The following is a 17,108-nucleotide window of genomic DNA, read 5'->3' on the forward strand; positions in this document are numbered from 1 at the left end:
AAACCTCTTGCCTTACGATGCCATAATGAAAGAGGATTATGAAAGGCGCTGCCTCCTGGAGTGTCATCGATGCTGGCGGCCTTCCATAAATGACCGTTTGCGAAAGGAACTATCGTGCTGATCGGCTACGCCCGGGTGAGCAGAGGCGACGACCAATCCAACAAGGCGCAATCCAAGGCGCTCACGGATGCGGGCTGCCAGCGCATCTTCAAGGAAGAAGCCTCCGGCGGTCGTTGGGAGCGGCCCGAATTGCACCGGATGCTCGACCAGCTACGGGACGTCGACACCATCGTCGTCTGGAAGCTCGACCGCCTGTCACGCTCGCTGAAGGACGTGCTGAACATCATGGAGCGGATCAAAGCCGCCGGCGCGGGCTTCCGCTCGCTAACCGAGGCGATCGACACGACGACGCCGGCTGGCCGCATGATGATGCAGATGGTCGGTTCCTTCGCCGAGTTCGAGCGCGCGATGATCCGCGAGCGCACCTCCGCCGGACTGGCGCTGGCGAGATCGGAAGGGCGGGTCGGCGGCCGCCGTCGTAAGCTCACGCCGAAGAAGCGCCTGGAGATCGCCGAAAGCGTCCTGTCCGGCCGCAAATCCGCCGCCGAGATGGCGCGCCTTTACGACGTCAGCCAGCCCACCGTATCCAGGATCGTCGCCGAACACCGCCAGACGAGGCTCGTGCATGAAGACCACCCATGACCTTCTCGGCCTCATGAAGTTCATGGGCCGCGACAATTGGCAGGGCGACCTCCAGGACGTGATGGATGCGCATTTCGGGGCTGTCCTGGACGAGACGGACCTCGACTTCGAGGAACTCGGCGACATCCTCGGCGATCACTGGCAGATGACCCTTTGGGGCTGCGCCTTCGAGGACGCGCTCTCTCAAGAGTTCGAGGGCGGGCGCAACCCGATCGACGACTACCTCAAGCGGCGCGGCTGGAAGGAGAGCGCGCAGACCAGAACCTACATGACAGCCCTGCGGTCCTCGCTCATGAGCCTCTACGAGGTGAGCGAGATCGTGCCCGGGCAGTCGTTCCTGGCGCGCGACCTCCTGCGTGGCGGCGATCCGGTCCTCGTTCACGAGGGCACCGCCACAAAGACGCTGCACCTCTGGGAGAAGATCGCCGCGCGGATCGTCGAGATCGGTGGGCGGCGTATTCTCGCCGGCGGGGTCCTGCCTTTCTCGTCCGAAGCCACGGATTTTCTGATGGACGGCGTGAGGGAGATCACCGGCAAGTCGAAGCGCTCGCGTGCAAAGCTCCACCTCGAGGACGACGCCCTGCGCATGGCCGCGCCGTTCTTCACCATCGCCTGGCTCATGGACGCCCTGCCCAAACTGCTCAGACAGACCCTGCCCGAGATGCGCAATCGGGACGGCGAGGCATTTCTTTTCCACGAAGTGCGCTTTCCGCTCGCCGAGGGTGCCGCGCCGGGCGATGTCGCCGCCAGGCTTGCGACCGTCACCGCGCTGGAGCCGGCGAGCGAGCGGTTCTGGAACTGGCTCGAAACGAAGCCGGCCAAGCCGATACACAGGGCCGGGAAACCGGACGTCCTTTCGTTCGACGTTACGATGGAGGGCGGCGTTCCCGTCCTCGGCAACATCGAGATGAAGGACGGCGTCCTGGTCCTGGCCGTGAACTCGGCCGCTAGAGCAGCCAGAGGCACGGAGCTCCTGAGCGAGGCGTTGGACTGGCTGGTGCGAACGCCCCTGACCTCGATCCAGACGGTCGAACAGTTGATGGCGTCCCGTCCCCCCGGGCCGGGACCACGTCAGTCCGATCTTCCTCCCGACGTGGAAGCCAGGCTCGTCCACGAGATGTTGGACCGGCAGTATCGCTCCATCCTCGATGAGCCGGTCGGAATGCTTGGCAACAAATCGCCGCGCGCCGCCGCCAGATCCAAGGCCGGTCGCTACAAGGTCGCCGAGTGGCTGAAATATCTCGAGCTCCAGTCCGCCCGGCACCCGGATCCTGCCGACCCGATGGCCAGCTACGACTTCACCTGGATCTGGCGCGAACTGAAGGTCGAGGACCTGCGACGTTGATCCCTACCGTATATCCGTGTCCCAATAATGCACTGGGGCCCACGTGGACCTCGACCAGTCGCGCGCAACGTAGGCGGAATGGTTGCCGATCCAATCTAGATTGGCAGTTAATGGGCGTAATCCGTCGCTCAGGCGCTGCTATAGGCCTCGTAAAAGACAAGGTTTTGAAAGCTGTGGGGTAGCAGCGAGGTCACTGAGGCGCAGGCGGCCGCCACATCACAGTTCTCGAAAGCCATTCCTTGCCCTGTAATAGAGAATCTTTTTGGGATTCGTTTTTGGGTGTCAGGAATGTCACCCTATGGCCTACAGGCTTTGAAGCGGCAAATGGCTTGAACGGCTCTGTCTCCGCAAGCCAGCGAGCAAGGCCCTTGGTCTCGGCGAAGAACGGTAGCGTCTTCTCAGTGATCCTGATGACGAGACCGGTGTGCAGTCCACGAGCGGTGCGGCGGGTCTCAACCTCTAGATAACCCCAACGAACCAAATCGACGAGATAACGGCGGATCGTCCGCGCCGACCGAGACATGATCGATCCAAGCGTCGCTTTGCATGTCGATGTCTCGCGTCCCTTCCCGCACCTGGCACGGATCACCTGGAGCATGGCTTTGGCGTTCGGGGTCAAGCGATCGTCACGAGCTGCCGTCGTTGCCATAGTGCCGGCATACTGACGGGAGGCGTTTGGAGCGGGCCGTGAGTGGCGAGGACGAGCCGGCGCAGAAGATCGGGCGGGTGATCCCTTGGCGCGTGTCGGCGGGGCTCCTATGGCGGCAGAACGGCGTTGCGCCTCAGCAATCGAGATCAGCCCATTTGCTTGGTCCCGCCATATCTTCGCCCGAGCCTCGAATGTCGGCGAGGTCGGTGCAGGCTCTTCAAGGTTGAAAACTCCCTGCGCAAAACTGCGGACGTCCTCACCCCTCCACAACGTTTCCGCAGAGCAGGTACGTCCGAGCGCTCGCACGCCAGCAGGCGCACGCCATTGATGTTCCGTCATCGTGAATCCTTGCGCGGGGCAAAGCTTCGCCGTGGCGGTGGACCGCGATTTGTATTGACGATGTCGCTGGAGGGCCTTATCCGTAGAGTTGCTTATTTCACTTCGGAAAGGCTCCGCGCGGTCCCCCGCTCGGGGCTTTTTCTTTGCCTATAGCGTCCCTCTCTCAGTGGCAGCGGTGTCCGGCATCACGCGGCGCTCTGCTCAAGCTTCGCGACGTCGACCGGGGTGATTGCGTCGGGATCGGTCCTGGCTATTAGGACGCGGATGGCGTCTGATCGCGAGGCAAGTCCAAGCCGATCCTTGATGTCATCGAGGATAGCGATTTCCCGCTGGTACAGCACAGCTTCCGTAGACCGCATCCCCAGCGCCCTGCGGCGTGCCCGAGACTGAGCGGCGTATTCGGCCATCTTCTTTTGCGGCATAGGAATCACTCGTCGCACGTTGACTAGTCAGCCACGCTACCCGAGTCGCGGGAAACCGGCCATGCCCATGGAGACAAGGATGGTCAGCTTCGCGCAAGCCCGGGATGGCCTTAAATCCTTCGGACCTCTGGAGGATAAAAACCTTTATCCCTAGGTCCTTCTGCACTTCTAAGGTTTGTACCTTAGAATGTTCGAAGTCTAGGAGGAGCTAAGGTGCGAACGTATTCGCTGATCTCGCAGAAAGGTGGAGCGGGTAAATCAACGATCATCCGCCAACTGGCCGTATTGGCATCCGAGAACGGTCCATCCGTCATCATCGACCGCGACCCACAAGGCACAAGCACGAAGTGGTGGCAGCGCCGACAGGAAATCGATCCTCCCTTAAAATATCCAGACCTCTTAATCTCTGAAGGTTTGGACCTAACAAGGGCAGTCAATGCGCTGCACGGCAAGCCCGGCGATTTGTTCATCGACACTCGCCCAGCAGTCGCAGAGCCTGAAGCAGAGGCCGCCCGAGTTTCGGATGTTGTCATCGTCCCGGTTCGTCCGTCGCCTGACGATCTAGAAGCAATCGGCGCCACGCTGAAAATTATCCGCCGCCTCGGCAAGCGCGCCATCGTGGTCGTCAACGCAGCCAGGAACGAGGCGAGGGCGACGAGCGCTAGGGCAGCATTATCCCGATATCCCGTCCCTGTCTGCCCGCATCATCTGACCGATCGAACAATCTACCTCGATGCAGCTCTTGAGGGTCGAGGAGTGAGCGAGATGCGCGGAGGCCCTGCAGAAATGGCAACAGCCGAGATCCGAAGAGTTTGGAACTGGATCAGGACGGAAGGAACCAGCCATGAGTAAGAAGGGACGAAACCTGGCCGACCTTATCGGAGGCTTTGAGGACGAACCGCAGGAAGCCGCGCCCGCGAACGAACCAGCACCACAGCAAACGACCGAACCGCCGCGCATCGTCCCACTGAGTGTTTTGGTCGCTACCGAGGACCGGCGCCGGATGCGTCAGCTATCGCTTGATACCGGGCTATCGTTGCAGAAATTAGGTCATGAAGCTTGGAATATGCTCCTGCAGTCGCGAGGCCTTGAGCCACTTTCACCCGTGACGGCCAACGTGCCGAGCGGAAGGCAAAAGCGATCTATCTGAATGTTTAGTCAGAGCCTCAGTGTCCGTTCTGGCCTCTGCAGGGGAGTCCACAATGCGGGCTCCCCTTCTCATCGTTGCCTGGGAGTTGCCCAGAATGGATTTGACGCCGAAGCGGATGGCAGATGCCCGCCCTTCGGAGAAGAAGATGCTTTCTCACCAGCTTCGAAAAGCGGTAACAGACTGCCAGAGATCGCAGCTCCCGCGTGTCTCCTCAGCAATCTGGAAGGCCTACGCCGCCGGTCGGCTGTCCGACGCCGAGGCCGAAACTCTCTCAGCGCTGATCGAGACCAGGAAAATCGGACCAGCGCCGAAACCTGGACGACACCGGATAGGTTCGCAGCCCAGAACGCCAGAGAGCCTTCAGAGATGTCGTCGGTGGGCCGCTGCCGGTCGAATGCCGCCAAAGATAGCTGCACATTTCACAATGGGAGAGGGGGCCGTCTTGGCCCTCATCGGCGCAGAGGTGACCAAGCGAGGAGATTGCCGATCGCCTATCGGTCAAATTGCAGCCGTCGCAGGCGTCTGTGTTTCGACCGCTCGGAATGCGCTTCGCAAAGCCAGAGTGCTAGGGTTGCTCACGAGCGAGGAACGACGCCTGACCCACCGTCGAAACGACTCCAACATCGTCCGCATTGTCTCCCCGGAATGGCGCTCCTGGCTAAAGCTGGATCGGCGCGATCCAGTGGGTGTAATGAGACCTGTGCGCGGGGGCTTGCCGGCAACCTGTATCGTTGATTCACTGAAGTTCTTCGGACGGGAGGTTGGGTCATGGCGCGGCGTCGCATTGGTCAGGAAGCTCTTCGGCTCGGGGACGCGGGAGCAAAGCGGAGTTCTGGCGCCCTGGACGACATCGCCGAATTGATCGACTGGCTCGAGATCGACCAGGACCTGTCGCCGATCTACCGCTCAGAGGTGGCTCGGTTAGAGGTGGCTCGGTTTGTCTGAACAGGCTCGTCGGCCTGATAAGTGGATTGTGTGCCGGGTTTAGGCCGCTGCGAGAAATGGCCGGTTGAAGTAGGCATGGTCCGGGGTTTTCCGGCCCAAGCTCGAGTGCGGGCGTCACTCGTTGTACAACACGACGCCGCAACACCCACGGGACGGATGTTCGCAAGCGATGGTCCTGCGAAAAAAGAAGATTGCCCCCTGCTGCTCGTTAGAAGAAGTGCGCAAGCGCTTCATCGATCAGATGGGTACGCACATGGAAACGGAAGGTCTGCCCCGCATCGCCGGGCGCCTCTTCGGGCTCATGATCCTCGAGCTTGAACCAATCAGCTTCGGAGATTTGGCGCACCGGCTGGGTGTCAGCCGTGGCTCGATCAGCACGAACTCGCGGCTCATTGAGGCCAAGGGGCTGATCGAGCGCGTATCGATGGAAGGCGAGCGTCAGGATTTCTTCCGCCTGGCCGAGCAGCCCTATGTCAATATGATGCGGGGGGTCGCCGCGCGCATGGGAGAGACCCTGAAGAGTATCGTCGAGGCCCGCGCCAGCCTTCCCTCGAATGCCACCCGCGAAGATGCCCGCCTGCAGGAGGCCGAGCACTTTTTTGAAACGGCCGTCGCCTCCTTGGCGGATTTGACGACCAAACTCTGCGCACGCGAGCCGTCGGGCGAGCATGTCAGCTGACCAGATCGCTCCGGAGCATCCTGTCGTGAAACCTCAACACGAAGCAAAGTCGCGCGCCGGCTGGATTGCGACGCTGTTCGTGCTGGCGCTCGTGGGGTGGATGGGCAGCGGATATCGTTATCCTGGCGCCCAAGCCACCCTTGAACCCCCTCGCGAAACGACACGCGATCCGAATGGCGGTGGAGACGACCGTGGACTTGCCTCGCAAAACTGGAGAGCTCTCTGATGGAAGGAGGAAGAGCACGGTGTCGAAGCTGTGCAAAGACATCGACGAGCGTGTCGGCGGCTTTCTGGATCGTCCGCTCACCGGCGAATGGCCGTATCTCTGGCTGGACGCGACCTATCTGAAGCAGCGCGAGGGTGGGCGCATCGTCTCGGTCGCGGCGATAATCGCCGTGGCCGTCAACACGGACGGCAAGCGCGAGATCGTGGGCCTCCACATCGGCCCCTCGGAAGCGGAGACCTTCTGGTCGACCTTCCTCAAGAGCCTCGTGCGCCGCGGCCTTTCCGGCGTGAAGCTCGTGATTTCGGATGCTCATGAAGGGCTGAAGGCGGCCATCCGCCGGGTGTTTAGCGCCTCCTGGCAGCGCTGCCGCGTGGGGCTGTTGAACAAGTCGGCGTTTGAAGCATCGCAGGAAGCGAAGATCCGGCCTGTCCGGCTGAAGCTCGGCGGCGCCTTTGTACGAGTCTGGCGGAATGGGGAAGCCAGATTGCGTTCGCTAAGAGGCGAAAGCCCCTTGTATGAGCCAGAGGACGAGGACGGTCTTGGTCAGATCGGTGCGAGCCGCTTCAGATTGATGGCCGCGGCCGTCAGGTAGGCTTGGATTCTCATGTTCGCGAGCCCGCGCCGAACTGCCCGGGCCAGCCCGTGCCAGGTCTTTGCCTCGCCGTGGAACCCTTCCGAACGCCAGCGATGGCGCTGGTACAGACGCTTGTCTTCCTCACCCCACTGCTCGCGGCGCCGGCGGGCGCGTAGCAGAGCTGGATAATCGTGCACGATGACGACGGCCTTGGTAACACGGGACGGAGAAAGACAGATCGTGGCGAGATCGCACCCGGCGCAGTCAACGGCCTTGGACGCGAAGAACCGTCCATGCGGGATCTTTGTCCGATTGGGTTGGAGGATCTGGCCGCGTGGGCACTTCACGTGATCATGCCGGGCATCATAACGAAACTGGCGAAGCGGCACCTTGCTCCGGACCGGTTCTGCTTTGGTCGGGATCACGGCTGTGATGCCGCGCCGTTCGAGGCCGCCAAAGACTTTGGCATAGGCATACCCGGCATCGGCCGTCGCCACCTTGATCGTTGCACCGGTCGTGTCTGCCACGGCGTCGAGACGGTTCAGGATCTCCTGCCCCTCGTTGACATCGCCGGGTGTAATCTCGACGTCGAGGATAACGCCGAAGACATCATCGACGACCCCATGCTGCTTGTAGGCCGGCTCCAGTCGCCGATTGCGTCCATTGGTTGCCATGCTGGCATCTGGATCGGTCACACAGACCTTCTTGTATCGACCAGACTTGCGGGATGTCTTGGCGGTGTCCTCGGCAATCTGGGAGGCTTCGCTCGCGTCGCCGTTCTCGACTCGAATGGAATCGACGTGGCGGACCGCCAGGCTCTCCCAACTGACGTCCGCCCGGATCAGGGAGGCATCGACGTGAACAACCTCGCCCTTCGCGATCCCGGCCGAGACGCAGGCGGTGACCGTGCGCTTGAAGATCTGGCGGAACCGCTCGGCACTCCAGCGCTGGCGGATGCGGGTCAGCGAGGAATGATCGGGCAACGCCTCGTGCAGGCCGAAGCCGATGAACCAACGGATCGCCAGGTTGACCTGAGCTTCGCGCAGCAGACGTCGATCATGGACAATTCCCAGAAGGAAGCCTGCCAGCATCAGGCGCACCGCAACTTCGGGGTCGATCCCCGGCCGTCCAGAACCGGGCGAGTAGCATTCCGAGACGGCTTCGCGCAGCCAGGAAAGATCCAGGACGCGATCGACGCGGACGAGGATGTGGTCGTCTGGAAGGAGGTCGCGTAGCGACCCGCACATGTAGAGTTCGAGTTGATCGCGCTCCTTCCGACCCAGCATCGCTGCCTCCGGCAATCATCGACAGGACCAGTGAATCAGGGGACGCCCACTTGTTCAACAGCCCCCGCGTCCACTGGATGCGCAACGCCCTGTCCTATGTCCCGAAGGCGCAGCAGAGCATGGCGGCGGCGGCCCTGCGCCAGGCCTTCATCCAGCCTGATCGCGCCAGCGCTGCCCAAGCGCTGCGCCACGTCGCCGACCAGCTCCGGGGGAAATGCCCCAAGCTCGGCGGCTTTATCGACGACAGCGAGACCGACGTGTTGACGCATCTGGACTTTCCCAGCCAGCACCGGACCCGAATCCACTCGACGGATGACATCGACAAGCGCTTCTTCAAATCATCTGCTATTTTCTCCTGGCACGGACGACCACGTGGCAAAGAGCAGCGCTCGAGGATGCAAGCGCTGCCACGCCGCCATCATTGTCGTTCCTCGCTTGTGGCGTCCGTGCGCCGTTTCGTCCTCGCCCCCTGCGGGCGCCAATGCCGCATCATGTGCTCATAGGCTTTCTCGGCCTGTTCAGAGCCTTCCCTTTCTCGGGTTCGCAGGGCCTTGAGATTGTAGGCGTAGGCAGCACCCCGCCGACCCTTTCCCTTCTCGGACGGTGCGCCAGCCTTGAGTTCGAGCTGACGTCGCTTGGCCGCGACAAGGGATGGTCGGAGCCAGAGATAGTCCTGCTTCTTCGTGAGAAGGTGCCAGATCAGGACCGCGAGCTTGCGAGCCGTGGCGACCGCCGCGACCTGATGTCCCCGCCGGTTGCGGATCCGCAGGAAGAACGCCCGCAATGGACCCGGCGCCTTCGAAGCAGCCCATGCCGCCTCCACGAGGAGGCCGCGGGCATGGGATCGCCCGTGCTTGCTGATCCGTCCGTACTGGGCGATGCCCAGGCCCGACTGACGAACCCTCGGATTGAGGCCGAAGTAGCTCACGAGCTTCTGCGGTTCGTGAAAGCGGGAAACGTCTCCGATAGCAGCAACGATGCCGGCAGCGACCACGGCATTGACCCCTGCGATCGTCAAAAGCCGCTGGACATCGGCATCGTCTACCGTGTCCTTCGCTATATCGCCGTCCAGTTCGGCAAGGTCGTCAGCCAGACGGTCGATCTCGCGCATGTGGCGGGCGATCGCGGCCCGTTCGTAGTCCGGCACTGTTTGTCTCGAAAGCCAGTCTCGGCCGCGCTTGTTGAACAGATCGGCGTGCGGGCACTTCGGCACGAGGTGCGCCTGGAGGATCGCGTGCACCTCGTTCTTCACCCGCGTCCGATGCCGCACGACCTGATTGCGCCGGGCAACCAGCCGACGCAGCCGTTCGGTCCGATCATCCGGCACCCAGACCTCGGGCAGGAAGCCGCTGGCCTGAAGCTGTGCCAGGACGCCAGCATCGATCTTGTCTGTCTTGATGCGGGCATGCGCGATCGCCTTCACCTGCATCGGATTGGCAACAACGACGCGGGCAACGAAGGGCGACAGCACCCTGACAACCGACATCGCGTTGCCCGTTGCCTCAACGACGATCTCGTCGTCCTTCCGGAGACTGCGCCCGAAGCCCTCGAGGCCTGACCGGGTCATGTCGACCCGGCCGTGATGGCGCAGCCTTCCTTCTTCCCAAAACACCACCTCCGCAAACGTGCGGTGGATGTCCATTCCAATTACCCGCCTCATCGGCTCCTCCTTTCCTGGTTAGGAAACGGGAGCTGCGGGCGACACGACACCTACGGATCCGCGCTCTCGGCGCAACCGGGCAGGTCGCAGGGGCGGCCAGCTACAAACACGAGCTCTCAGCTCATCGAATAGATCGGCCTGCCCGCACTTGCGTGCTCCCGGTGCCCCCTGTCCCGGATGGTCTCACCATACGCCGCGGTTGAAAAACCGCAGCCGGGTCAGAAGGCACCGCCACTGTCATACCGGTTACGAATTCACTGGAGCGCCTGAACAAGGAGGTGAAGCGGCGCGCCGATGTCGTCGGCATCTTCCCGAACGAAGGCTCGATCATCCGCCTCATCGGCGCCGTCCTCCTCGAAGCCAACGACGAATGGCAGACGCAGAACCGCTACATGCAGACCGAGCCTATGGCCGAACTCATGGCCGCCGGCACCAAGCCTGAAACCACACGGATTTCCACCGCAGTCGCCTGAAACGGGACCGCTTCAGTTACACCCAATTTCCACCACGTTGACGGACACGACCACAGCGCGCCCGCCAGCGCCAGCAAACGGCTCGCCACCCGCCCGTTGGTCTCTCGCCGTGCCAGAGCCAGATGCTGCGTAGCGAAAATGTCACTCCTTCGACCAAGATAGCGGAGATTAAAAATGATGCAGTTTCGGACGATCAAACTCCGATCTAGTATGGGAGATATATCCTCACCGACCAGCTGCGAGTCTTCATGCGAACTTCAACTCAACTCGCCGCAATGGTCGCTTTCTTGGCCCTTGGCTCGTACTCGGCGGCGGCTGGTGAGGCTGGCTTCTTAGGCGGCATCGACATCGGCAAGAACGCCGCGCGCTACGAAGTGCGTGCCGGCGGGGCGGCCTATGATGTTGGACCGTTTACGCCGGATACCTTCGACGGCGGCGTCATCAACGGCGAGGTACTAGCACCCTCGCCAGCCTTCCTCGCCGTCCTCGGCTCGCCGCGGCCCTATATCGGCACCGACATAGCCATCTCGGACGATCCGATCGACGTCTTTTATGCCGGCCTGAACTGGGAAGCCTACCTGACCGACCGCTTCTACCTCGGCTTCAGCTTGGGCGGTTCGGTCAACACCGATCAAAAGAAGCGCAACGACGAGGGCGAACTTCGCGATCTCGGCTCGCCCGTGCTGTTCCATCTCCAGGCCAGTGCCGGCTTAGATTTCACCCGCGATATTGGCATGCAGGTCTATCTAAACCATATTTCCAACGCCAACCTCGCTTCGTCGAATGACGGCCTCGAGAGCACTGGCGCGCGACTGATCTATCGTTTCTGACGTTCTGGTATGGCCCGTACTGAAACAGAATTAGCAATTCTGTTTCAGATCATAGGTGAGTGTGGAAAAATACTGGGTTAGGCCTTTTGACGCAGAGTGAAAGTGATCCGCGCCCCTGGCTCGACCGTCGCGACCGCGACCAGTCGGCAACTGGCTGTCGAACCGCATCTTTGCCGACTACGACGACATCATCGCTCACTGCTGCGGCGCCTGGAACAAGCTCGTCGATCAACCGTGGAAAATCATCTCCATTGGATGCGAGATTGGGCCCGTCCTGAGTTCCATCGCCTTGATTCCTACGAGGACACCCATTCCTGGACCACTTCCGGAAGCTTGAACTCAGCGAGCCAGTTGGTCTGCTCGGGTGCCAGATTGCTGGTGTCGACCTTCGCCACTACGGAAAGGCCCGGGCGCAGACGATCAGCTTCCGGCTGGCCAGGATCGATGGTGATCCGCACCGGTAAGCGCTGGACCACCTTGGTGAAGTTACCGCTGGCATTGTCCGCCCGCAGCACGCTGAACTCGGAGCCCGTGGCGGGCGCGAGCTCGAGCACCGTGCCCGTGAAGCGCCGGCCGCCGAGTGCGTCCACGGTGAAGGAGGCCTTCTGCCCGGCGGCGATGTAGTGGGTCTGCGTCTCCTTGAAGTTTGCCACCACCCACAGTGTATCGGGCACGAGGAACATCAATTGCGAGCCGGCGGAGACGTATTGCCCGGGGCGCACCGTCGCTTCCCCGACCTGGCCGTCGCGCGGGGCGCGAACGACCGTGTTGGACAGGTTGATCTCCGCCAGGTGCACCTGGGCCTCGGCAGTGCGGACCGCGGCCGCCAGTCCCTTCTTCGAAACCTCGGTGGCGCGCAGTGTTTCCTTGGCGATGGCTATGGTGGCCTCGGCCCGCCTGACCCCGGCTTCGGCGGAGCGCAGGATCGCCTCGACCTCGCCGGCTTCGGCACGCGTCTGCAAACCCTTCTTCGTCAACGTGGTGGTTCGTTCGCGGGCCGCCTGCGCCCGGGCGAGTTCGGCCTCCGCCTGGAACAGGTCGGCCTCGCGCGCGGCGATCTCGGCCCGGTTCTGGGCCATCGTCTGCTCGGCATTTGCAAGCTGGGCGGCGGCCTGCTCGCGCCCGGCCTGCGCCTGCTCGAGCTGCTGGCGGTAGATGCGGTCGTCGATCTTCACGAGCGCGTCCCCAGCCTTCACATCCTGGTAGTCGCTGACCAGAACGTCCGTGACATAACCGTTCACCTGCGGCGCGAGAACCGTCATCTGCCCGCGCACGTAGCTGTTGTCCGTCGTGACGTTTGCGGTGGCGAAGGGGGGAAGCCGCCAGGCGTAGAGGATGACAGTGATGCCGACGAGCGCGACGACCATCATGACGAGGACTGTCGACAATCTTGGGTAGAGCTTCTTCGGCGGACCGGGATCCTCCGCCCCGGGCGCGGGCGTGGGAGCGGTTGCCGGACTTGCGCCTTCGGCCGGCTTCGGCTCCCCCGTGCGGGACTCCACCGGCGCGGCATCCGTTGCAAGCGTGTTGGGGTCCTCGCCCGGGGTGAGGTTCCGCTCCCTCTCCGCCGCGAGGTTCCTGTCGTCGATGCGGTCGGCGTCGGGGTTTCTGTGCATGATATCCATGGTGATCAGTCGGTCCCTTGCGCGGCGGGAACCACTCGAGCCGCGGTGATGGCCTTCCAGCTTGCAATCAGCGTCTGGAAGAGCGACCAGGCGAGAAACGCCAGCGCGATGAATGTGTTGAGGACGACGACGTCGTTATAGGCGCGCACGTTGGCTTCCCGGGTCGCGGCCTGGGACAGGAGCGCGATGCCCTGCGCATTGCGCAGCACCGGGTCGGTGATCACCTGGCCATAGACCTGTCCCTGGATCTGGAGGCGTTGGGCCACGATCGGATCGGTGGGGGCGATCTCGGCAACGATCTGGGCGGAGTATTCGTGCTCGCGATACTGCTGGAACGTTCCGAATATGGCCGGCCCCAGGAGACCTCCAACGCTCTGGGACACCGAAAATAGGATCACAAAGGTGACGATATAGTCGGCACCGCGCGTCATCAGCACAGGCATGACCGCCTTGATCATGAGCGGACCCAGGAACATGCCGCCCGCGCAGGACACGAGAAACTGACTGAAGAAGAGGTCGTGCGGCCGCGTCTGGCTTGTCGCGCCCTGGTCCATGGTGCTGCCGACAATGATTAGGACGACGGAGGCGATCACTAGGAAAGTCAGCCGCTTCGGATCGAACAGCAGGGCTGCCAAAACGGCGCCCGCCGCCGTTCCCAACATAATCACGAGATACAGCGGCTGAAGCTGATCCGGTCCCATGCCGAGCGTGCGCATCAGCCCGGTTGCCGCATAGGTCTGCTCGGAGAGAAGAAGGCGGATACCAAGCGCGCCCAACAGGAAGCGGAATACCTCTGCCGTGCCGAGCCAACGGGTCTGGATGAGCGGTCTCTCGCGGTGATGCTCGATGAAACCGGCAACGAGGAACAGGAGAAGGGCCGCGATCAGCGCTCCCGCCATCCAAGGCTGGTCGGGCCACCACTGTATCCGTCCCTGCGCCAGGACCGCAGCGACAAGCGCCATGGCTGGCGCGAGCAGCAGGAAGGTCAGGATGTCGAGGGGCTCGAACACGCGGATCCGCATCCCGGGCGGGAGCTTGAGCACGACCACGGCTGCCATAGTGCAGAGCGCCATACCGAGCTCGAACAAATAGAGCCCGCGCCAGTCTCCGATGTCGAGGAGCGCAGGGGAGGCCAGCCACGCGAGGGGACCTGCAATCTGCGAGATCGCGAGTCCGATGCAAAAACCCGAACCCATCTTCGCCTTCGGGAAGGCCTGCAGGATGTAGTAGAGCCCGAGCGAACTCATGGGCGCCGCGGCAAAGCCGCTGATGGCCCTGGCGAACAGGGCGGTCGAATAGTCTTCGGCAACGACGTGCAGGAGCGTCACCATCACGTAGGCGAAGATCCCGAGTTCGGCGAAGCGACGGATGCCGAACTGTTGGCGGAACTTGAACAGGAGAAGGTTCGAGGTGACGTTGACCATCACGTAGGCAGCGGGCAGCCAGGCGCCCTCCGAGGGCGTCAGGCCGAGTTGCCCCTGGATCTGGGGCAGGTTCGCCGAGACGAGAGCGTTACCGAGGCCTCCCGTGATGCCGACCAGAACGCCCACTGCGGCATAAGCGGCGCGAACGGATGGGCGGTGATAGATCGCCGCTGGCGAGCCGGGCAGCATCGGCCGCTCCTCCGGAGTCCAGTTCGGCGGCGGCTCCAGGAAGACGGGTTGCTTCATGGCCTGTTCGTCCCGGGCCTCAGCCCCTCGATAATCAGGTCCAGAGCGCGCATTCCGAGCCCAACCTGCTCGTCGGGTGTGCGTCCACGCAGCGCCGCACCGAGCATGCTGGTCAGCAGGGAGATGTCTTCGTCGTTCAGGTCCGCACGGCAGAGCTTTGCGCTGACCGCCCGTTCGAGATGCGGCTTGATTAGGGCATGCATGCGCTGGCGTGCGCGACGGATCTCCGGAGCCTCGCGATCGATGACGCGCCAGTAGTCGACCAGGGACGAACGGGCGCTGATCCGCTCCGCCTGGAAGCGCAAGAGCTTGAAGAATGCGTTCGGCGCCTCGCCGAGCGACCTGGCCTTGTCCTCCATTTCGTTGATGGAGCGATCGAGGAGCGCTAGCAGCAGGCCGTGCCGATCGGGGAAGTTCCGGTAGAGCGTGGCGCGCCCGACACCCGCCTGCTTGCAGACAAGGTCGAGCGGCGCGGTGACGCCACACTCGGCGAACACGAGATCGGCGGCCGCCAAGATGTCGGCCCGGTTCTGGGCCGCGTCGGTACGGAGCTTGAGCATACGGGCAAACTGCAAACGGACAAAACTGTCCGGCCAAGGTGGGCACTTTTGTCCAGATGTCAAGCCCGTGAGGCCTTGTGGCACTTTCCTGTTCCGCTCAGCCGTACGCGCCTAAACTGGGCGATCGACAGGCGTTCAACATGGCCGAAGGGTGGTTGACTTACAGCGAGTTAGGCGCCGTCTTGGCGTGTCACCTGAAGCGGCGAGACAGAAGGCGATGCGGCTGCGACTACGACGCCAGACCGCGAACGATGATGCCTCTCTGTCCGTGATCGTCGCAAGCGTATTGAGAAGATCACGGGTTGAGCGGGCGAGCCGCGTCACCATGAGAACGTCGCCGGGATGAAGGGCAGCAATGGCGCGGGCAAGCTGGGCGCGGTCGGACTTCGCGCCGCTTGCCACTTCCCGAAGCACCTTCTCGCAACCGGCATCCGTCAGTTGTCGCACCTGTGCGTCAACGCTCTGGCCGTCCGTCGATACCCGCGCATAGCCGTAGACCGTCATGACCGGCGCGCCTCGGAGAGGGGCCTACGGGCTGCGTGACGAAGCCGGGTAATCACCACCTCGTCGGCCGCGATGCGGTAGAATAGGACGTAAGGATAGGGCGTCAGGGCAACGCGCCGTGTGTTGGGGCGGCTGTTGGCCTGCGCGGCGCGTGGGTGATCCTGCACCAAGGCGGCGGCGGCAAGAATGCGCTCGCGCATTCCGGCCGCTCCCTGCGGCGAACGCACAGCGGTGTAGGAAAGCGCGTCCTCGATCTGGCGAAGCGCAGTTCTCGTGTAGCGCAGCCTCAAAGGCGATATTTCGAGAAGACGGCTTCGACCTCGGCAGCGGTAGCGAACTCGCCGCGCTCGATCTCGGCTTCGGCCTCGATCAAGTCGGCTTCTTCCTCGGGGCTTAGTTGATAGACGGCCTCGTCGTCCCCGGTGAGGCGCAGAAGGACGCGCGCGAACTCGTCCTGTTGATCGGGGGGCAGCGCACGAACGCGCTCAACGGCCTGTTCTAGTAGCTCTGTCATGCCCTATTATGCACGTCATTTTCGCACAAAAAAGCACGGATTATTCAGCTACTTGGCTCCCGTGCAAAACTGTTATTTATGCACAAACACTAAAGGAACGCAGGACTTCAATGATGAAACCCGTGCGCCGCGATCCATCGCGCCCATGGCGGCCTCCGGATCAGGCGACGGCCCAGCCGGCGTTATCCATCGCTGCCTTGGCGGCTTCAGCTTCCGGTAGCTCTCTCCTCCAGCGTGAGGCATCGATCCGGCACCCTGTCACCCCCTCTGATGCCTCCGAGGCAAGCCAGAGAAGTGGCGGGATGACGATTGCAGGATCGAGCAGTTCGGTGCGCACCTCCTGAGGGAGGTCGTCCGGAATCATGCCTGTCGCCGTCGCGCCGCCGGGGAGAAGGCAGTTCACCGTGATACCTGTGCCCTGGAGATCCTGCGCCCAGATGATCGTCTCAGATTCAAGTGCCGCTTTGGATGGGCCGTAGGGTGAGAAGCCGCGCCGTCGCATGGTGGCGTGATTCATCGTGACATTGACGATGCGGCCGCGACCTGCCGCAATCATTACCGGGGCTGCAGCTCGCGCCATCAGAAAGGGACCGTTGACGTTGGTGTCGATCACCATGCGCCAGACATCAGGATCGGTTTCCCAAAACCGGGTCGGGTCAGTCAGGAAGCGCTCGCTGACATACTTCATCCCCCGACCGGCGTTGTTGACGAGCATGTCGAGCCTGCCGAAGCGATCAAGCGCCATTGCGACGACGCGGGCGGAGTCTTCCTCGCGTGAGACATCGGCGAACATCGGAACAACCCGGTCGTCACCGGCTTCGCGGGCCACGGCCTCGACTTCGGTCGCCTCGCGCGATGCGGTGGTGACAACCCGCGCGCCCGCCGCCGCGAGGCCCAGAACCATCGCCCGGCCGAGCCCGCGCCCGCCGCCCGTAACGATCGCGACCTTGCCTTC

General features: G+C 62.7%; 17 protein-coding genes and 5 pseudogenes. 11 read left to right on the forward strand and 11 right to left on the reverse strand.

Translation table 11 applies throughout. The features are described from left to right. The first annotated feature begins 114 nt into the window (after positions 1-114). Positions 115-702: a recombinase family protein gene (locus GTK09_RS25470; RefSeq protein ID WP_163466224.1), complete on the forward strand. Its 588-nt coding sequence runs from the start codon at positions 115-117 to the stop codon at positions 700-702. Continuing rightward, positions 686-2,047 carry a DUF7986 domain-containing protein gene (locus GTK09_RS25475; protein WP_163466225.1) on the forward strand — a complete coding sequence of 454 codons (1,362 nt, stop codon included), beginning with the start codon at positions 686-688 and terminating at the stop codon, positions 2,045-2,047. Before GTK09_RS25470 ends, GTK09_RS25475 begins: the two co-directional genes overlap by 17 nt. A gap of 190 nt (positions 2,048-2,237) precedes the next feature. Here the strand turns inward: GTK09_RS25475 and GTK09_RS25480 are convergent, their stop codons facing one another. Then, positions 2,238-2,666: a hypothetical protein gene (locus GTK09_RS25480; RefSeq protein ID WP_163466226.1), complete on the reverse strand. Its 429-nt coding sequence runs from the start codon at positions 2,664-2,666 to the stop codon at positions 2,238-2,240. 554 nt (positions 2,667-3,220) lie between these two features. Further along, the gene (locus GTK09_RS25485; RefSeq protein ID WP_163466227.1) at positions 3,221-3,457 is read right to left on the reverse strand and encodes a hypothetical protein; all 237 of its coding nucleotides are present in this window, start codon (positions 3,455-3,457) and stop codon (positions 3,221-3,223) included. Positions 3,458-3,670: 213 nt separating this feature from the next. On the opposite strand from GTK09_RS25485, the gene GTK09_RS25490 reads away from it, so the two are divergent. The 5 genes and pseudogenes from GTK09_RS25490 to GTK09_RS28190 all read left to right on the forward strand — a co-directional run. Then, a complete protein-coding gene (locus GTK09_RS25490) occupies positions 3,671-4,309 on the forward strand; it encodes a nucleotide-binding protein (RefSeq protein WP_163466228.1) in 639 nt (212 codons plus the stop codon). Further along, entirely contained in the window at positions 4,302-4,607 is a 306-nt protein-coding gene (locus GTK09_RS25495; RefSeq protein WP_163466229.1) for a hypothetical protein, read from the forward strand. Before GTK09_RS25490 ends, GTK09_RS25495 begins: the two co-directional genes overlap by 8 nt. 768 nt (positions 4,608-5,375) lie before the next feature. Beyond that, complete coding sequence (locus tag GTK09_RS25500) at positions 5,376-5,552, forward strand: hypothetical protein (protein ID WP_163466230.1); 177 nt, start codon at positions 5,376-5,378, stop codon at positions 5,550-5,552. Between the two features lie 169 nt (positions 5,553-5,721). Continuing rightward, a complete protein-coding gene (locus tag GTK09_RS25505; RefSeq protein ID WP_163466231.1) occupies positions 5,722-6,231 on the forward strand; it encodes a GbsR/MarR family transcriptional regulator in 510 nt (169 codons plus the stop codon). Positions 6,232-6,458: 227 nt separating this feature from the next. Continuing rightward, positions 6,459-6,834: pseudogene (locus GTK09_RS28190) on the forward strand (transposase); the annotation flags it as partial. A 175-nt stretch (positions 6,835-7,009) separates the two neighbouring features. Here GTK09_RS28190 and GTK09_RS25515 read toward each other — a convergent pair. Continuing rightward, positions 7,010-8,317, reverse strand: a pseudogene (locus tag GTK09_RS25515) (transposase); the annotation flags it as partial. Positions 8,318-8,382: 65 nt separating this feature from the next. On the opposite strand from GTK09_RS25515, the pseudogene GTK09_RS27675 reads away from it, so the two are divergent. Then, positions 8,383-8,643 (forward strand): annotated as a pseudogene (locus GTK09_RS27675) (transposase); the annotation flags it as partial. 92 nt (positions 8,644-8,735) lie between these two features. Here GTK09_RS27675 and GTK09_RS25525 read toward each other — a convergent pair. Further along, entirely contained in the window at positions 8,736-9,959 is a 1,224-nt protein-coding gene (locus GTK09_RS25525) for an IS110 family RNA-guided transposase (protein ID WP_163466238.1), read from the reverse strand. Between the two features lie 266 nt (positions 9,960-10,225). On the opposite strand from GTK09_RS25525, the pseudogene GTK09_RS25530 reads away from it, so the two are divergent. The 3 genes and pseudogenes from GTK09_RS25530 to GTK09_RS28195 all read left to right on the forward strand — a co-directional run. Beyond that, a pseudogene (locus GTK09_RS25530) lies at positions 10,226-10,450 on the forward strand (transposase); the annotation flags it as partial. Between the two features lie 248 nt (positions 10,451-10,698). Further along, complete coding sequence (locus GTK09_RS25535; RefSeq protein WP_163466232.1) at positions 10,699-11,280, forward strand: acyloxyacyl hydrolase; 582 nt, start codon at positions 10,699-10,701, stop codon at positions 11,278-11,280. A gap of 148 nt (positions 11,281-11,428) precedes the next feature. After that, positions 11,429-11,617 (forward strand): annotated as a pseudogene (locus GTK09_RS28195) (hypothetical protein); the annotation flags it as partial. Here the strand turns inward: GTK09_RS28195 and GTK09_RS25545 are convergent. The 7 genes from GTK09_RS25545 to GTK09_RS25575 all read right to left on the reverse strand — a co-directional run. Further along, positions 11,577-12,905, reverse strand: coding sequence for an HlyD family secretion protein (locus tag GTK09_RS25545; RefSeq protein WP_163466233.1), 1,329 nt, complete (start codon positions 12,903-12,905; stop codon positions 11,577-11,579). The pseudogene GTK09_RS28195 and the gene GTK09_RS25545 overlap by 41 nt on opposite strands. Positions 12,906-12,910: 5 nt before the next feature. Further along, complete coding sequence (locus GTK09_RS25550) at positions 12,911-14,575, reverse strand: MFS transporter (RefSeq protein ID WP_246218130.1); 1,665 nt, start codon at positions 14,573-14,575, stop codon at positions 12,911-12,913. Beyond that, positions 14,572-15,135, reverse strand: coding sequence for a TetR/AcrR family transcriptional regulator (locus GTK09_RS25555; RefSeq protein WP_163466234.1), 564 nt, complete (start codon positions 15,133-15,135; stop codon positions 14,572-14,574). The genes GTK09_RS25550 and GTK09_RS25555 overlap by 4 nt, the downstream gene beginning before the upstream one ends. Positions 15,136-15,270: 135 nt before the next feature. After that, positions 15,271-15,639 (reverse strand): recombinase family protein, encoded by a 369-nt coding sequence (locus GTK09_RS25560; protein WP_163466235.1) that lies wholly within the window; start codon positions 15,637-15,639, stop codon positions 15,271-15,273. Next, the gene (locus GTK09_RS25565; protein ID WP_163466236.1) at positions 15,636-15,929 is read right to left on the reverse strand and encodes a type II toxin-antitoxin system RelE/ParE family toxin; all 294 of its coding nucleotides are present in this window, start codon (positions 15,927-15,929) and stop codon (positions 15,636-15,638) included. Before GTK09_RS25565 ends, GTK09_RS25560 begins: the two co-directional genes overlap by 4 nt. Beyond that, positions 15,926-16,153 (reverse strand): hypothetical protein, encoded by a 228-nt coding sequence (locus GTK09_RS25570; protein WP_024352406.1) that lies wholly within the window; start codon positions 16,151-16,153, stop codon positions 15,926-15,928. Before GTK09_RS25570 ends, GTK09_RS25565 begins: the two co-directional genes overlap by 4 nt. Before the next feature lie 160 nt (positions 16,154-16,313). Beyond that, positions 16,314-17,108 (reverse strand): SDR family NAD(P)-dependent oxidoreductase (locus GTK09_RS25575; RefSeq protein ID WP_163466237.1); only part of this gene is annotated, 795 nt, incomplete at its 5' end.

This window comes from Jiella pacifica (assembly GCF_010500815.1).
GTDB classification, from domain to species: Bacteria; Pseudomonadota; Alphaproteobacteria; order Rhizobiales; family Rhizobiaceae; genus Jiella; species Jiella pacifica.

Bases quoted from the DNA above. Each gene is read 5' to 3' on its own strand.
- GTK09_RS25475 (WP_163466225.1), top strand. From the start codon at position 686: ATGAAGACCACCCATGACCTTCTCGGCCTCATGAAGTTCATGGGCCGC.
- GTK09_RS25485 (WP_163466227.1), bottom strand. From the start codon at position 3,457: ATGCCGCAAAAGAAGATGGCCGAATACGCCGCTCAGTCTCGGGCACGC.
- GTK09_RS25495 (WP_163466229.1), top strand. From the start codon at position 4,302: ATGAGTAAGAAGGGACGAAACCTGGCCGACCTTATCGGAGGCTTTGAG.
- GTK09_RS25500 (WP_163466230.1), top strand. From the start codon at position 5,376: ATGGCGCGGCGTCGCATTGGTCAGGAAGCTCTTCGGCTCGGGGACGCG.
- GTK09_RS25505 (WP_163466231.1), top strand. From the start codon at position 5,722: ATGGTCCTGCGAAAAAAGAAGATTGCCCCCTGCTGCTCGTTAGAAGAA.
- GTK09_RS25525 (WP_163466238.1), bottom strand. From the start codon at position 9,959: ATGGACATCCACCGCACGTTTGCGGAGGTGGTGTTTTGGGAAGAAGGA.
- GTK09_RS25535 (WP_163466232.1), top strand. From the start codon at position 10,699: ATGCGAACTTCAACTCAACTCGCCGCAATGGTCGCTTTCTTGGCCCTT.
- GTK09_RS25545 (WP_163466233.1), bottom strand. From the start codon at position 12,905: ATGGATATCATGCACAGAAACCCCGACGCCGACCGCATCGACGACAGG.
- GTK09_RS25550 (WP_246218130.1), bottom strand. From the start codon at position 14,575: ATGAAGCAACCCGTCTTCCTGGAGCCGCCGCCGAACTGGACTCCGGAG.
- GTK09_RS25555 (WP_163466234.1), bottom strand. From the start codon at position 15,135: ATGCTCAAGCTCCGTACCGACGCGGCCCAGAACCGGGCCGACATCTTG.
- GTK09_RS25560 (WP_163466235.1), bottom strand. From the start codon at position 15,639: ATGACGGTCTACGGCTATGCGCGGGTATCGACGGACGGCCAGAGCGTT.
- GTK09_RS25570 (WP_024352406.1), bottom strand. From the start codon at position 16,153: ATGACAGAGCTACTAGAACAGGCCGTTGAGCGCGTTCGTGCGCTGCCC.